The 16,069-nt window shown below is 63.3% G+C and carries 13 protein-coding genes; 7 read left to right on the forward strand and 6 right to left on the reverse strand.

Annotated elements, in window-relative coordinates; translation table 11 throughout:
• Nucleotides 1-41: 41 nt before the first annotated feature.
• Nucleotides 42-638, reverse strand: coding sequence for an XRE family transcriptional regulator (locus FJW04_RS14185; protein ID WP_224682457.1), 597 nt, complete (start codon nucleotides 636-638; stop codon nucleotides 42-44).
• Nucleotides 639-809: 171 nt separating this feature from the next.
• Between FJW04_RS14185 and FJW04_RS14190 the strand changes: the two genes are divergently transcribed.
• Nucleotides 810-1,514 (forward strand): nitroreductase, encoded by a 705-nt coding sequence (locus FJW04_RS14190; RefSeq protein ID WP_041163815.1) that lies wholly within the window; start codon nucleotides 810-812, stop codon nucleotides 1,512-1,514.
• A gap of 21 nt (nucleotides 1,515-1,535) precedes the next feature.
• Here FJW04_RS14190 and FJW04_RS14195 read toward each other — a convergent pair whose 3' ends face one another.
• The 5 genes from FJW04_RS14195 to FJW04_RS14215 form a co-directional block, all read right to left on the reverse strand.
• Nucleotides 1,536-2,978: an MFS transporter gene (locus tag FJW04_RS14195; protein ID WP_140714806.1), complete on the reverse strand. Its 1,443-nt coding sequence runs from the start codon at nucleotides 2,976-2,978 to the stop codon at nucleotides 1,536-1,538.
• A 160-nt stretch (nucleotides 2,979-3,138) separates the two neighbouring features.
• A complete protein-coding gene (locus FJW04_RS14200; RefSeq protein ID WP_140714808.1) occupies nucleotides 3,139-3,726 on the reverse strand; it encodes a sarcosine oxidase subunit gamma in 588 nt (195 codons plus the stop codon).
• Nucleotides 3,719-6,712 (reverse strand): sarcosine oxidase subunit alpha, encoded by a 2,994-nt coding sequence (locus tag FJW04_RS14205; RefSeq protein WP_140714810.1) that lies wholly within the window; start codon nucleotides 6,710-6,712, stop codon nucleotides 3,719-3,721. The genes FJW04_RS14200 and FJW04_RS14205 overlap by 8 nt, the downstream gene beginning before the upstream one ends.
• Nucleotides 6,709-7,005: a sarcosine oxidase subunit delta gene (locus tag FJW04_RS14210; RefSeq protein ID WP_140615891.1), complete on the reverse strand. Its 297-nt coding sequence runs from the start codon at nucleotides 7,003-7,005 to the stop codon at nucleotides 6,709-6,711. The genes FJW04_RS14205 and FJW04_RS14210 overlap by 4 nt, the downstream gene beginning before the upstream one ends.
• Before the next feature lie 24 nt (nucleotides 7,006-7,029).
• On the reverse strand, nucleotides 7,030-8,289 hold the full coding sequence (locus tag FJW04_RS14215) for a sarcosine oxidase subunit beta (RefSeq protein ID WP_140714812.1): 1,260 nt from the start codon (nucleotides 8,287-8,289) through the stop codon (nucleotides 7,030-7,032).
• A 196-nt stretch (nucleotides 8,290-8,485) separates the two neighbouring features.
• Between FJW04_RS14215 and FJW04_RS14220 the strand changes: the two genes are divergently transcribed.
• From FJW04_RS14220 to FJW04_RS14245, 6 genes are all read left to right on the forward strand, one after another.
• Entirely contained in the window at nucleotides 8,486-10,972 is a 2,487-nt protein-coding gene (locus FJW04_RS14220) for a mechanosensitive ion channel family protein (RefSeq protein WP_140714814.1), read from the forward strand.
• A gap of 210 nt (nucleotides 10,973-11,182) precedes the next feature.
• Nucleotides 11,183-11,446, forward strand: a complete 264-nt coding sequence (locus FJW04_RS14225; RefSeq protein ID WP_027145877.1) for a hypothetical protein — start codon at nucleotides 11,183-11,185, stop codon at nucleotides 11,444-11,446.
• A gap of 224 nt (nucleotides 11,447-11,670) precedes the next feature.
• Entirely contained in the window at nucleotides 11,671-13,104 is a 1,434-nt protein-coding gene (locus FJW04_RS14230; RefSeq protein ID WP_140714816.1) for a UbiA family prenyltransferase, read from the forward strand.
• Between the two features lie 2 nt (nucleotides 13,105-13,106).
• Nucleotides 13,107-14,456 carry an FAD-binding oxidoreductase gene (locus FJW04_RS14235; RefSeq protein ID WP_140714818.1) on the forward strand — a complete coding sequence of 450 codons (1,350 nt, stop codon included), beginning with the start codon at nucleotides 13,107-13,109 and terminating at the stop codon, nucleotides 14,454-14,456.
• Between the two features lie 122 nt (nucleotides 14,457-14,578).
• Nucleotides 14,579-15,013 carry an EamA family transporter gene (locus tag FJW04_RS14240; protein ID WP_015317404.1) on the forward strand — a complete coding sequence of 145 codons (435 nt, stop codon included), beginning with the start codon at nucleotides 14,579-14,581 and terminating at the stop codon, nucleotides 15,011-15,013.
• Nucleotides 15,010-16,017: an NAD(P)-dependent oxidoreductase gene (locus tag FJW04_RS14245; protein ID WP_140714820.1), complete on the forward strand. Its 1,008-nt coding sequence runs from the start codon at nucleotides 15,010-15,012 to the stop codon at nucleotides 16,015-16,017. Before FJW04_RS14240 ends, FJW04_RS14245 begins: the two co-directional genes overlap by 4 nt.
• The last annotated feature ends 52 nt before the right edge of the window (nucleotides 16,018-16,069 follow it).

Here is a 16,069-nt window from a genome sequence, read left to right on the forward strand (position 1 = left end):
GCTTCTTTTGCTTTATGGATGCATGTCGTCGGCGACATGCATCAATAGACCGGTGGCGAAACCACCCAGATGACAACCGCCGGTTCGCTGCCTGGATTGCGCCAGCGGTAAGGCTTGCCTTCGAAGCGGAAGGAGTCGCCTTCGCCAAGCCGGTGCCAGACGCCCGCAATCTCGATGTCGAACTGCCCGGACGCGATGTATCCGGCCTCCTCGGTCGGCCGGCGGGCCTCGTTCTTCAACTCCGCGCCCGGCGCGAAGACAGACCGCACCATTTCGAAGGTACCACCGAGGTCTGGTGACAGAAGCTCCTCCACGAGGCCGGATTCGCTGGTGCCAAGCGTGCGGCGCTTGCCGGCGCGTACCACCACGCCGCGCTCGCTTTCCACGGGCACGTCATGGCTGAAGAAGAGGCTGATCGGCACGCCGAACAACTCGGCGAAGGCCCTGAGGTCGCTGAGCGACGGCGTCGACAGGCCGCGCTCGACTTGGCTTACCCAGCCGACCGAACGGCCGAGTTTCAGCGCGATCTCGGCCAGCGTAAGCCCGCGCACCCGGCGCAACGCCCTGATGTCGCCGGCCAGCACTCGTTCGTCAGGTCCCTGCAATGTTCGTGCGGTAGGGGAGGCCAAATCGCTCAATTCATGAAAATGTTCAGTCGAATTTCATGAGAAATGAAGCTCATGAAAAAATCAAGTAGATTTTCACCAATGCTCAAGATTTGCTTGCAGGATTTTGACGGTTCATGCAAAGCCTCCGCCGCGAGCGGCGAGTGGGGACGTCCGATCGAGAACATGGCTAAGGGACGGCCCATGCTGGAAAAGAAGGCTCGAATCGCGGTTGACGCCGAAATCGTCGACGATGCGATCATGTCGCGCCGTTCGGTGCGCGCATTTCTGCCCGACATGATCGACGACGAGACGATCCGTGACATACTGACTGTTGCGGCGCGCGCTCCTTCCGGCACCAACATGCAGCCGTGGCGCGTCTACGTTACCAAGGGCGGGAGCAAGCAGCGGATCACGGATGCCATCATGAATTCCGGCATCCGCGCGGAAAAAGCCGACTGGGACGAATATCGCTATTATCCCACCCAGTTCTTCGAGCCTTATCTCACCCGCCGCCGTGCCAACGGTTTCGGCCTGTACGGCGCGCTCGGCATAGGCCGTAGGGAAGTCGACAAGATGCGCGCTCAGCACGACCGCAACTTCGTTTTTTTCGACGCTCCGGTCGGCATGATCTTCACCATCGACCGCCGGCTCAACCAGGGTTCGTGGATCGATTACGGCATGTTCCTGCAAAACATCATGGTCGCGGCGCGGGGCAGGGGTCTGCATACCTGTCCGCAAGCGGCCTTCGCGCCCTATCACCGGCAGATCCGGCCGGTGCTCGGCATTCCCGACGAGGAGATCGTCGTCTGCGGCATGGCGCTCGGCTATGAAGACACTTCCAAGCCCGAGAACGCCTTCCGCACCGAGCGTGAGCCGCTCGAGGAATGGGTGACGTTCAGCGAATAGGCTCCCGTCCGGCGCAAGCCGCTATTCCGTATTCATGTGCGCGCCGTGGCCACTGACATGAGCGCCGTCCTGCGGCGTCAGCTTGAGATAGGCGGATAGTGCGCAGAGCGTGATGACGCCTTCGATCACGAACAGGATCCGGAAGTCGCTGGCGACGGCCGGCCCGCCGCCGGCGAGAAACGACAGCATCGCAGCCGCCAGGCCGACGCTGATGGCGACCGCCAGTTGCCACAGGATATAGTAGAGCGCGCTGAAACGGGCGAGCTGTTCGGGCGCGATGTCGGAATAGGCGAGGTTGCCGGTTGAGGCCCATTGCACCGAGCGGAAGACTCCGAAGACGAAGATGTAGGTGAGCGTGATCCACACCGGGGTCGTTGCCTGCACCAAGGCGAAGCCCGCGACCATGGCGGCAACCACGGGCGTGTTCAAGACCAGCACGCGGCGAAAACCGAAACGGTTGAGGAGGCGTGGCATGAAGATACGCATACCCACCGAACCGACCGCCGCCACGAAGGTCAGCGATCCCGCCTGCACCGCGCTCATGCCGAAGCCGAGCTGGAACATCAGCGGCAGCAGGAAGACGACGGAGCTGAGACCGATCGTGTCAAGGCCGCCGCCAGTAAGAAACGAGATGCGGAAGGTGCGGATGCGCAGGAGCTTGAGATCGAGCAGCGGATTGCGCACGCGCAGGCAGTAGAGGGAGGCGGCCGTCAGGATGATGAGCGCCAGCGCAAGCTCGGCCGCGATGATGCCGCCGGCGGCGTCTTTCGCCGCCAGCGAGTCCATGCCGAAGACCAGCAGCACCATGCCGCTGCCGACCAGCAAAAAGCCTGGAAAATCGAACCGCGTGCGCACCGGCTTGGTCATTGTCGGGAACAGCGAGGCGGCAAGAATTGCGGCCGCGAGCGCGAACGGCACGTTGATGAAGAAGATCCAGCGCCAGGAGATGTAGGTGGTCAGCGCGCCGCCGACGAGCGGACCGACCAGCGGTCCGGACTGGCCGGCCAGCGAGATGTACATGTTGATCTTCAAGGTCCGGCTGCGCGGGAAGGTCGACAGGATGACGACCTGGCCGAGCGTTCCCATCAGCGCGCCGCCGAAGCCCTGCAGCGCGCGGGCGCTAACCAGCATCCAGAGGTCGTTCGAGAGCCCGCACATGGCCGAAGAAGCGGCAAACACCAGCAAGGCAAAGCAATAGACGTTGCGCAGGCCGAAACGGTCGGCCGCCCAGCCGCCGAGTGGCATCGAGATGATCAGGCTGGCGACGTAGACGGTGATCAGCAGGCCGAGCTGGCTTGGCGGACGGCCAAGGCTTTCGCTGATGCCCGGCAGCGCCGTCACCACGACATTCTGGTCGAGGCTGGTCATGAACACGCCGCAGGCGACCGTCAGCGGCAGCAGGAGCACGGCTCTGGCCGGCACATCGGCGCGATCGGTAGCGCCGGTGGATAGTTCAGCGGTCATGGGGATGTTCGAACCAAATATGCCGACTCTAAACGGGGATTTTCACCCCTCGGGCCGGTTGGACGACCACGTTTTCCACCTTGGGCGCCTTCGGCAGGATTCTCTAGCGGCAGAACCAGCCGGCATTGAGGCCAGAGGCCGCGGCTCTAAGACCGCATGCCTACTGCACCTCGTAACCGACTTCCTCGCTGGCGTGGCAGAGCGCCTTCCAGAACGAGCGCGCGAAGGAGCGAAAGACATAGATGTCGAACTGGTCGGTGCCGGTGCGCTGGATCTGGGCGAAGACATCGTGATGCGTTGTCGAGCGGCCGGCGCCGACCGGAAAGGCAGGCAGGGCGAAGTCGATGGCGAAGAATTTCGACAGCACCCATTCGGCTTTCGGCCCGGCAATGCGGATCGCGGTGCGGCCATGCGACAGGTCCGTCACCGTGCCGATCGCCGGCGTTACCGCCTTGGTCAATGCTAGGGCCAGTCCTTCGGCTTCATCGGTCACCGTGAATTTTCCCGGCGCGAAGCCGAATACCGCTTTCACGCCGTCGCTCGAGCCGCCGCCGGCGCCATCGGGCAGAGCAAGCCCGGTGACGGTGCGGATGGCCTCCATCAGTTTCTTCTCCTCGCCTGGCCATGCCGCGAGTTGCACGATCGAGCCCGGCCTGGTTTCGGTGAGCAGGATCTCGACGCCATGTTCGAAATTGCCGTGCGAGCCGACATGGAACTCCGGCTCGAGGGGCGATTGACGCTCAGCCATGCATGCGGGTCCCTTCCGGATCGTAGAAGTGGTTGGAGACGATCTCCACGGGCCCGAAGCGGTTGCGCAAGGGATCGGAGACATGCGCACGCGTGCCGTTCCTGGCCTTGCCGCCCTTGACCAGCGCCAGCGCGATATGCTTGCCGAGCGCCGGCGAATAGCAGCAGGCGGTGATGTGCCCGATCGAGCCGTGCGGATTGGCTTCGTCGACGTCCTCGACAATGTGCGCGCCGCCATTGAGCGGCCGGTTGTCGAGCGCGATCAGGCCGACCAGTTCCAGCCGCTCGGACGCGACGAGACCTTCCCGATCCATCATCGCGGAGCCGATGAATGGCTTCTTCTTCGACAGCATCCAGTCGAGATGCAGGTCTCGCGCGGTGGTGCGGCCATCAATCTCGGCGCCGGTGACATGGCCTTTCTCGATGCGCATCGTGCCCAGCGCCTCGAGGCCGTAGGTAACCAGCCCGAACGGCTTACCGGCCTCGACCAGTGCTTCCCAGACATGGGTGCCATGGCCGGCGCCGGAATAGACTTCGAAGGCCATTTCGCCGGAGAAGGAAAGCCGGCAAATCATCACCGGAACGCCTGCGATCTCGCCGTGCACGATGCCCATGAAGGGCAAGGTGGCGTTGTCCACGGCAGTGCCGGTGACGCAGGCTGCCAAAATCTGCCGCGCTTTCGGGCCGCCGATGGCGGCTCCCGCCCATTCGTCGGTCACCGAGGTGACGTGGACCTTGAGTTCCGGCCAGATCACGTCGAGAAAATATTCCAGATGCTGCATCACCTTGCCGGCATTGGCCGTGGTGGTGGTCATCAGGAAATCCTGTTCGCCCAGGCGCCATGTGGTGCCGTCGTCGAAGGCAAAGCCGTCCTCGCGCAGCATCAGCCCGTAGCGCGCCTTGCCGACGGCGAGCGTCGAAAACATGTTGGTGTAGACACGGTCGAGGAATGCGGCGGCGTCGGGACCCTGCACGGCGATCTTGCCCAGCGTCGAGACATCGACGATGCCCGCGGTTTCGCGCGTCGCCTTGGCTTCGCGCACATAGGCCTGTTCGACGGTTTCGCCCGAAAGCCCGTAGATCATCGGCCGGTACCAGAGGCCGGCGGAGTACATGGTCGCGCCATTGTCGACATGCCAGTCATGCATCGGGGTCAGCCGCTCGGGCTTGAGATCGCCGAAGCGCTCCGCTGCCAGCGAGCCGATCGACACCGGCGCGAAAGGTGGCCGGAAACGGGTGGTGCCGACTTCCGGGATCGGTTTGCTCAGCGCTTCCGCCATGATGGCGAGGCCGGGGACGTTGGAGCTCTTGCCCTGGTCGGTGGCCATGCCGAGTGTGGTGTAGCGCTTCAGGTGCTCGACAGAGACGAAGCCTTCGCGATGCGCCAGGCGGACATCCTCCGCCGTGACGTCGTGCTGGAAGTCGACGAAGCTCTTGCCGCTGCCCTTGACTTCGAACACAGGCGCGGGATCTGGATCTCCGGGAGCTGCCTCGACAGTGGGCAGTGCCGTCGGCGTGGCGGTGCCGCCACTCGCGGCAAGGCCTGCGGCGCGCCCTTCGGCGATTGCCTCTCCCGTCGAAAAGCTGCCGGTGAACGCGCCGGCGCCGATCCAGCTTTGCGTCGGCTTGGGCGGCAGGAAGGCCTGCCGGGCCGCGTTCCATTCAGCCTTGGCGCCGGCCTGGCTGGCCAGATGGATGGTCGGCGACCAGCCGCCGGACATCAACAGGCAATCGGCATGGATGCTGCGCGCGTCGCCGCTCAGCGCGCCCGCGACCATGTCGAAGCGCTGAACCTTGAGGCCGGACAAGGCCTTGCCGCCTTCCGTGGCGACCACCGCATGGCCGGAAAGCAGTTCCGCCTCGGCTTCGCCGGCCAGGACGCCCATCTCGGCGGATGGTTGCGGGCGCACGTCGACGATGGCAACGATCGCCGCACCCGCCTGCTTCAGCGCCAGCGCCGAGCGGTAGGCGCTGTCATTGTTGGTGAACAGCACGACCCGTTGGCCCGGCAGCACGCCGAATTCGTTGGCGTAGCGCTCCGCCGCATGCGCCAACATCACGCCGGGCCGGTCATTGCCGGGAAACACCAGCGGCCTTTCGAAGGCGCCGGTGGCCAGCACGACGGATCCGGCGCGGATCGCCCAGTAGCGATGGCGCGGCTCCCCCTTGGCGGGCTGCGCCTTGTGGTCGCTGACCCGCTCGAGCGCGGCAAGCGTATTGTTGTCGTAGTAGCCCCAGACAGTGGTGCGCGGCAGAAGCCGGACATTGTCTCGCGCCTCAAGCTGGGCCACGGTGCGCCGCACCCAATCAGCGGCGGGTGCGCCATCGATGGTTTCACCGGACCAGTTGGCCGATCCGCCGAAACGCGGCTCGAGATCGGCCAGGATGACGCGGGCGCCCTGGTCGGCGGCTGCCTTGGCGGCCATCAGGCCGGCCGGTCCGGAGCCGACCACAAGCACGTCGCAAAAAGCGTTCATGCGCTCGTAGCGGGCCGGGTCCTTTGCCGATCCGGCGCTGCCGAGGCCGGCGGCGCGGCGGATGAAATGCTCGCAGAACATCCAGAAGCGCGTGCCTTTCAGCGGGCCGACAACCGGTCCCATGAAGGTCTTGTAGTAAAACCCGGCCGACAGCAGTTTTCCGCCGAGCTGGTTGACGGCATGGATGTCGAAGGCAAGCGAGGGCAAACGGTTCTGGCTGACGGCGACCAGCCCGTCATGGATCTCGACCATGGTTGCCGGAATGTTGGGTTCGCGCACTTCGCCCTTCAGCACCGTGACCAGCGCGTTGGGCTCCTCGACGCCCGCGCTCAGCAGGCCGCGCGGCCGATGGTATTTGAAAGAACGCCCGAACAAGGTGACGCCATTGGCCAGCAGCGCGGACGCCAGCGTGTCGCCGCCATGCCCGGTATAGGCAACGCCGTCGAAGGTGAAGCGGATCGTCTTCAGCCGGTCTATGCGGCCGCCCGTGTCGGTGCGTCGCGGGCTCATGGCTTGTCCTCCGCCTTGCGGTGCGCGGCCGAGCTGTGATCGCCACGCGCGAAGGCGACACTGGAAATCTCATGCGTCAGCGTGTTGCGCACCACCCTCAGGTGAGCCCGGCAGCCGCCGGAATGCTGCCAGATCTCGTTGTGGTCGCCGGCCGGGTTCAGCCGGTCGTAGACATAGGCATTCCAGGCCTCGAAATTCTGCGAGGCGGGGTCGGGACGTTCGCGGTTGCCGTCACCCTGATAGGTGAACTCGATGACATCGCGCGGGCCGCAATAGGGGCAAGTGATCAGCACGGAATGTTCCTAATGAAGCCTTGTCTAGTGGAGCCTCGGGTTTGCACCCTGGCCCTTGTCGTCGATCACCAGCCCGCGATGAAAGCGGTCCAGCGTGAACGGGGCGTTGAAATCGTGAGGCTGATCCTTGGCGATGGTCCAGGCAAAGCACCAGCCGGAAGCGGGCGTCGCCTTGAAGCCGCCATAGCACCAGCCGCAATTGAGATACATGCCAGGTAGGGGCCCCATGGTGATGATCGGCGAGCCGTCCATCGACATGTCGCAGACGCCGCCCCAGGAGCGCAGCATGCGCACACGCGCAAGGCCCGGGAAAAGCGCCAGCATCTCGCTCATCACCTCATCGACGATGGGCAGGTTTCCGCGCTGGGCGTAGCTGTTGTAACCGTCGATGTCGCCGCCATAGACAAGGCCGCCCTTGTCGGACTGCGACATGTAGAAATGGCCCATGCCGAAGGTCACGACCGTGTCGATGAAGGGTTTCAGTGATTCGGTGACGAAGGCCTGCAGCACATGGCTTTCGATCGGCATCGTCTCGACGCCGGCCAGTTGCATGACCCGTCCGGTGCTGCCAGCCACCGCGACCGCGACCTTCTTGGCCCTGATATCGCCGCGCGAGGTGGCAACGCCGGTAACCCGGTCGCCGTCGCGCAGGAAGCCGGTGACCTCGCAATTCTCGATGATGTCGACGCCGCGCCGGTCGGCGCCGCGCGCATAGCCCCACGCGACGGCGTCGTGCCGGGCGGTGCCGGCCCGCCGCTGCATCAGGCCGCCGACCACGTTAAAGCGTGCACCGTTGGAGATGTCGAGCGCCGGGATCAAGCGCTTGATCTCGGCTGGTGTCATCAATTCCGCATCGACGCCGAGATGGCGCATCGCGTTGCCGCGTCTTGCGTAGTCGTCGAACTGAGCCGGCGTGTGCGCCAGGTTCAGGCAGCCGCGCTGCGAGAACATGACGTTGTAATTGAGCTCGTGCGACAGGTTTTCCCACAGCTTCATCGAATGTTCGTAGAAGCGGGTGTTGGCGGGCAGCAGGTAATTTGAGCGAACGGCCGTGGTGTTGCGGCCGACATTGCCGGAGCCCAGCCAGCCTTTCTCCAGCACCGCGACATTGGTGATGCCGTGTTCCTTGGCTAGATAGTAGGCGGTCGCCAGCCCATGCCCGCCGCCGCCGATGATGATGACGTCGTAGGATGCCTTCGGATCCGGCTTGCGCCAGGCCGGCTTCCAGTCCTTGTTTCCCTTGAGCGCGTTCGCAAGCAGCGAAAAGGCCGAGTACTCTGCCATCATTGTCATCCGGTTCGGGCGATGCGGCAGACTATAGAGCAGGGGGCTGATACAAAGCCAATATTGCGCCATCGCCTTTCGACTGGCCGACGCTCGATGAGCGCGATCGTCGCGGTGACTTGCCCCATGATATGGCCGTCTTTATCAAGGACAGGCTTTTTGAATGCCTTTGCCGTCCGCGAGTCGCCAATCCATCATGTTTTTTCGATTGCTTCGCCTTATCCTGGTCCTGGCGCTTGTCGTTTCGGCGCCGCTGTCGTTCGAGGCGGCGGCGCAAGGCGTTGGCCAGGCGCCCGCCGGATTGGTCGCCGATCAGCAAAAGATCATTCAAGGCCTGACGACCAAGGCCGACAATTTCGAGAAGCAGATACAGCAGGATGGCGAGGACGACAGCAACCTCGTCGACATCCGCCTGCAACTCGAGGAATTGTCACGGCAATCGCTGACCAGCGCGCTGGCGTTCCGCACACGCCTGGGCGAAATCAACAGCAGGCTCGAACAGCTCGGGCCGCCGCCCGCCGCCGGCCAACCGGCTGAGCCCGACATCGTCAGCGCCGAACGCGAGGGGCTGACGTCCGAAAAGGCCGAGATCAACGCGGTCATCGCGCAAGCTCAATCCTTGTCGATCCGCATCAGCGGGCTGATCGACAAGATCGGCAACATGCGCAGCGCGCTGTTCCGCAATCTTTTGACGAAGCGCTACGTGCTCTCGGACGCGCTGAGCCCGCAGGTGTTTTCCGATGCGCGCGACGAGTTCGGCAATTTCTACAAGGCGGTGTCGTCCTGGCTGAGCTTCGCCATCAAGTTCAAGTTTCAGGCTATCCTGGCCGCCACCTTCATGGCGCTCGGCCTGGCGCTGGTGCTGCTGGTCGGCGGGAGGCGCCTGTTCGGGCGGGTGTTCGAGGCCGATCCGACCAATGAGGACCCATCCTATCTCAGCCGCCTGTCCGTGGCCTTCTGGTCGACCTTGCTGCCGACGCTGGCTGTCGCCGCCTTTCTCGGCTCGACGATCTTCTTTTTCAATTATTACAACGTGCTGCGCGGCGATATTGGCCTCTTCCTCAATGCGTTGGCCACGGTCATCGGCGTGGTGTTCTGTGTCAATCGGCTGACCAACGCTGCACTCGAGCCGCGTTTGCCCAACTGGCGGCTCATCCCCGTCGAAACCGGGCCGGCGCGCTGGCTGGTCCGCCTGACCACCGCCATGGCCGTGGTCATCAGCTTCAACACCTTCCTGTCGGTCGTCAACGACAAGATGGGGTCGCCGCTGTCGCTGACCATCGCGCGCAGTTTCGTGGCCACCATCATCGTCGGCGTCATCCTGATCCTCATGGCGATGCTGAGGCCGTTCAGGGCGCGTGACGGAAGCTGGCGCCCGTGGCCGGCCTGGCTGCGCTACACCTCGCTCGGGCTGGGGCTTTTCACCATCATAGCGGCGCTGCTCGGTTATATCGGCCTTGCCCTGTTCGTCTCGCTGCAGGTCGTGGTCACCGGCACCGCGCTGATAACGGCCTATATCGGCTTCCTGTCGGCGCAGGCGATCGGCGAGGAGGGCGCTTTCGCCAACACCTCGGTCGGGCGTTGGCTGTCGGCCAATTCCAGCTATGAAGATACCGCACTCGACCAGCTCGGCCTTGTCGTCAGCATCGCCATCAACGTGATGATCATGCTGGTGTTTCTGCCGTTGATCCTTTTGATGTGGGGCTTCCAGCTCGGCGACATCGAGGCGTGGGCGTACAAGCTCGCAACCGGAATCAATATCGGTTCGGTGACCATTTCGGTCACTGGCATCCTGTCGGGCATCGTCGTCTTCGTTATCGGCTATTTCCTGACGCGCTGGTTCCAGGGCTGGCTCGACGGCTCGGTCATGGCGCGCGGCAAGGTCGACACCGGAGTGCGCAACTCGATCCGGCTGGCGGTCGGCTATGCCGGCGTTGCGCTCGCCGCACTGGTCGGCATCTCTGCGGCCGGCATCGACCTCTCCAGCCTGGCGCTGGTCGCGGGTGCGCTTTCCCTCGGTATCGGCTTTGGCCTGCAGAATGTGGTGTCGAATTTCGTCTCCGGCCTGATCCTTCTGGCCGAGCGGCCGTTCAAGGTCGGCGACTGGATTGTGGCCGGCGACGTCAGCGGCACGGTCAAGAAGATCAGCGTGCGTGCCACGGAGATCGAGACTTTTCAGCGGCAGTCGGTGATCCTGCCCAATTCGAACCTGATCAACAACGCCGTCGGCAACTGGACGCACCGCAACAAGCTCGGCCGCATCGACATCAAGGTGGGCGTCGCCTATGGCAGCGATGTCAAGCAGGTCCACGCGGTGCTGCTGGATATCGCGCGCAGCCATCCGCTGGTGCTGAAGAACCCCGAGCCTTTCGTCTTGTTTTCCAATTTTGGACCCGCCGCGCTCGAATTCGAGATCCGCGTGTTCCTGGCCGATGTGATGAACGGCAACATCGTGCAGAACGACGTCCGCTTCACCGTGCTGGAAAGATTCGACGACCAGCATATCGAAATCCCGTCCACGCCGCGCGCGGTCGTCGAGGCCAAGAAGCACGTGGCATGGCCGACCGACGACGACAAGATCGAGGTCGATTTCGCCGAACGGGAAGAGGCCAAGGCGCAAGCCGAGGCCGAAGCGAAAAAGCTGCCGAAGCAGCGCAAGTCGAAGAAACCCGATCCGGACTAGGCTCTGGATCCTCCTACCGGGCTGCCATTGCCGAGACGCATTGCCGCGCGGCCAGATTGACAGGGTGGGTATGTGCGAAAGCCAAAGCCAATTGCGGCATGAATGCGGCATTCAGTTGCGGTTCAGCTTCCATCTCATATAAGCTCCCATGCAAAGGCGAGAATGCCTTGTGGAAATGCAACAGAGGCGGTGGGAACACCGATATTGCAAATGTGGAAGTCTCTCGTCGCTGCCGTGGCCTTGCTAGCCGTGAGCGGCTCGGCCCATGCCGCCAGCGCGGTCAACAAGGACGCCGAGACGCGCACGCTGGTCGTGACCGAGGGCGGCAGCAAGACCGAGCTTGCGCTGGCTGGCGGTGAAACCGTCGAGTTCTGCCAGAATGGCTGTTTTGTCACCTTGCCCAATGGCGACCTTGAAGCCCTGACCGGTTCGGAAACCGTCGAGATTTCAGGCGGCGTCGCCCGCATCAAGTAATCTCGGTGTGATGATTGGAAAGGCCGGGCGTTTGCTCGGCCTTTTATTGTTTCCGGTAGCTGTTGTTTAACAATGACGATGGAAATACCGCGGCGGCAGCCCTTTGCAACCGTACGTTTTAATGTTCGCTAGGCGATCCCCCGCTATACCAGCATCAAGACGCCGAAACACGGCGCCCAACGGGTTCCGGTTTCCGGATCAGACGCTGGCAGGGCAGGACGGGCATGGACGCGCGGTCGGACAGGAACGCAATACCGCTTGCGGTCGATCTCGACGGCACGCTGATCGCGACGGACCTTTTGTGGGAAGGATTGTTCATCCTCCTCAAGAAGAACCCGCTCTATTTCTTCCTGGTGCCTTTCTGGGCGGCCGGCGGACCGGCGCGGCTGAAGCAGGCGATCGCCCAACGCATCGACATCGACCCCGCCACGCTGCCCTATCGGGCGCCCCTGCTCGACCGGCTCCGCACCGAGCACGCCGAAGGCCGCAAGCTCGTGCTGGCCACCGGCACGCCGCGCAAGTTCGCCGACGCCATTGCTGTCCATCTCGGCATTTTCGACCGGGTACTGGCCACCGACGGTCTCGACAATCTCACTTCGGGAAAGAAGCGAGCCTCCCTCCTTGCGGCCTATGGCGATGCCGGTTTCGACTATGCCGGCAACAGCCGCCATGACCTCCAGGTGTTCGACGCGGCACGCAGCGCGATCGTGGTGGCCCCGGACCGTCATGCCGCGCGCTGGCAGGCGGCGCATGGCGCCGAAACGATGCCGGCGCCCAAGCCGACGTTGCGGACCATCGTCAAGATGCTGCGCGTCCATCAGTGGCTGAAGAATTCGCTGATCGCCGTGCCGATGATGCTGTCGCACGAATATTTCAATTCCAACATGATCTGGGAATGCCTGCTGGCGTTCGTCTCGTTCAGCGCGGTGGCGTCGGCGATCTATATCCTCAATGATTTCTTCGACCTTGCGCTCGATCGCAAGCATCTGACCAAGCGCAACAGGCCGTTCGCCAGCGGTGCGCTGTCTATTCCGTTCGGCCTTGGCGCGATCGCGGTGCTGCTGGCGATCGGCGTCGGCACCGGGCTGTTCCTGTCGCCTGAATTCCTGGCTGTGCTCGGCGGCTACATGGTCGTTACCACGGCCTATTCGCTGTCGTTCAAGCGCATGCTTCTGGTCGACGTGCTGACGCTTGCCGGCCTCTACACCATTCGTGTGCTCGCCGGCGCGGCCGCCACAGGCGTCGACGTCTCGTTCTGGCTGCTCGCCTTCTCGATCTTCTTCTTCCTGTCGCTGGCGCTGGTGAAGCGCTTTGTCGAATTGCGCACCACAGCCATTCCGCCCGGCGAACGCATTGCCGGCCGCGGCTATCGCACCGAAGACCAGGAGATTGTCGCCCAGGCCGGCATGGCTTCGGCGTTCTCCTCGGCGCTGGTGCTGGCGCTCTACATGGACAGCGTCGCGGTGCGCGAACTCTATCCGCATCCCTGGCTGATCTGGCCGCTGGCGCCGATCGTGCTTTATCTCACCATGCGTGTCTGGATCCTGGCGCGCCGCGACGAAATGCATGACGACCCGGTCGTCTTCATCATTCGCGACTGGCGCAGCCAGATCGTGGTGGCGATCGGCGCGGTGCTGCTGGTCATCGGAGGCTGGTAGGCATGGCGGAACGCTTCCAGAGCTTTGGCCTTGCCACGCCGCCAGCGGCAAGGGCGATCCACGCCGATGACGCCATTGCGCTGCTGAAGAGCGGCCAGGCCAGGCAAGCGTCGCTGCTTGCCTATGGCAACGGCCGATCCTACGGCGATTCCTGCCAGAACCAGCTCGGCACCGTCATCGACATGCGGCCCCTGAACCGCATTCGCGGCTTCAACGCCGAGAGCGGTCTGCTCGAAGCGGACGCCGGGGTGCTGCTCGCGGATGTCATTGCACATGCCGCGCCTCACGGCTTCTTCCCGGCGGTGGTGCCCGGCACACAATTCGTCACGCTCGGCGGCGCCATTGCCAACGATGTCCATGGCAAGAACCATCACCGGCGCGGCACGTTCGGTTGCCATGTGGAAAGTTTCACGCTGCTTCGGTCGGATGGACACAGCTATCGCTGCTCTGCGACCGACAATCCGCGCCTGTTTCGGGCGACCGTCGGTGGCATGGGGCTCACCGGACTGATCCTGTCGGCTACGATCCGGCTGATGCGGGTTCCGTCGCTCGATATCGTGGAAAAGACGACGCGGTTTCGCGACCTCCGCGAATATTTCGACCTTGCCGAAGCGGCGGACCAGGCCAATGAATATGCCGTCGCCTGGATCGACCAGCTCGCCGGTGGCCGCAACAGCGGACGGGGGCTGCTGTTTACCGGCAACCACGCCGAGCACGGTTCGCACGCGGCCGCGCCTGCGAGCGCGAAATTCTCCGTTCCGCTCCAGCCGCCTTTCAACGTGCTCAGCCGGCCGTTCCTGACTGCTTTCAACGCCGCCTACAGGTGGAAAAAGGGGCAGGCCAAGGCGCCGCGCAAGGTCGAATACCAGGGCTTCTTCTTCCCGCTCGACGGTGTGCGCGACTGGAACAGGCTCTATGGACCGAAGGGGCTGTTCCAGCATCAGAGCGTGGTCCCGGAAGAGGCCGCGCGCACAATCGTGCCGGCACTGCTCACGGCGGCTAGGCAGGCCGGGCAGGGGTCGTTCCTCACCGTCTTGAAGCGCTTCGGTGGGGTCCGCTCGCCGGCGCTGCTGTCGTTCCCTCGTCCGGGTTACACGCTGACGCTGGACTTCCCCAACAGGGGAGCGGCGACACTTGCCCTGCTCGGCGAACTCGACCGCATGACGATCGCGGCTGGTGGGGCGGTCAACCCTTACAAGGATGCGCGCATGAGTGCTGCAACCTTCGTTGCTTCGTTCCCAGAGTGGCCGAGGCTGGAAGCGCTGCGCGATCCCGCCTTCATGTCCGACTTCTGGGCGCGCACGGCCGGGATTGTCGACCCGCGGCGGCGCGATGCAGAGGCAGCCGAATAGGTAAACTTAGAATGAATCGTGGTTTACGAAAGTTTAACATCCAGATTTACCCAAAAATGTCTTGTGGGTTCACGAAATCTTTTCAGATTTGTATTAGCTGATATCACAGGGTGGCGGGCTACATGAAATATATCGTCTTCATTTTGTTTACGGTCATGACAAATGCCGCTGCGCAGCTGATGCTGAAGCAAGGCATGATGTCGCTCGGACCGATTTCATTCGAGGGCACCAATCCGCTGATCAAGCTGTTGCAGATCGTCTTCAGCCCCTGGGTCTTCCTTGGCCTGTGCACCTTCGTCATTTCGATGGCCTCGCACCTCTACGTGCTTTCCAAGGTCGAGCTTTCCTTCGCCTATCCGTTTCTGAGCCTGGCTTATGTCGCGGTCGCGATCTTTGCCTATTTCGTCTTCCGAGAAGACCTGAATGGCTGGCGCATCGCCGGCATTGCCTGCATCTGCGTCGGCACGGTGCTGATCGCGCAAAGTGGGCGAGGGCATGAAGATCAGAGCGCTTCCATCACGCCCGACAAGATACAAGCAAACGAGATCGTTCGATGAGACATGTGATTTTCGGGGGTGACGGCTTTGTTGGCCGTCACCTAGCGCCGAAGCTTGTGGCCGACGGTGAAGAGGTTGTCGTCGCCGACATCGTCAGGAGCGACCTTGCGCATTACCGCACTGTCCGCTTCATCAAGTGCGACGTCACCGACCAAGGCTCGGTTGCCGCGGTCGGGCTGAAGGCCGACGACATGGTCTACAATTTGTCGGCCAAGATGCTGTCGCCGATCCAGGTGCGGGCGAAGCGGCACGACTTCTTCTTTCCGGTCAATTTCCACGGCACCGAGCACATCCTGGAGGCCATGGACAAGGCTGGTGCCCACAGGCTCGTCCACTATACGACCGATATGATCTATGGCCACACCGTCACCCAGCCGATGACCGAGGAGCACCCGGTCGCGCCGCTCGGCGAATATGGCTGGTCGAAGCAGAAGACCGAGGAACTGGCCGGCGAATGGCGCAAGCGCGGCATGTCGATCTCGCTGTTTCGCCCGCGCCTGATCATCGGGCCCGGCCGCCTCGGCATCCTCGAAAAGCTGTTCAAGCTGATCGACTGGAACTTTCCAGTGCCGATGATCGGTTCGGGCCGCAACCCTTATCAGTTCATCTCGGTGTTCGACTGCGCGGAGGCGGCGCGCGCCGCGTGGAAGGCCGGTGTGCCGAACGAGGCTTATAATCTCGGGTCGCTCAATCCGCCGCCGGTGAAGAAATTGCTTGGCGACCTGATCCGGCATGCCGGCTCGAAGTCGATCCTGCTGCCTACCCCCGGCTGGGCGGTCAAGCGCACGCTCGACCTGCTCGACCTCTTCAACATGCCGATCATGGATCCGGAGCAATATCTGATCGCCGACGAGGACTGCGTGCTCGACGTGTCCAAGGCCGGGCGGCAGCTCGGCTGGGTGCCGCAATACCGCGACGAGGACATGCTGATCGCCGCCTACAGCGAATACCGCGCCAAGAAGGCCGGGCAAGCCGTCGCCACCAAACATGTGCCCGCCGAATAGGGGCGCGCCGAACAGTTTATTGCGCACGACGCCAGTCGCGGGCGCGAACAGG

It is taken from the genome of Mesorhizobium sp. B2-7-3 (genome assembly GCF_006440715.1).
GTDB lineage: Bacteria > Pseudomonadota > Alphaproteobacteria > Rhizobiales > Rhizobiaceae > Mesorhizobium > Mesorhizobium australicum.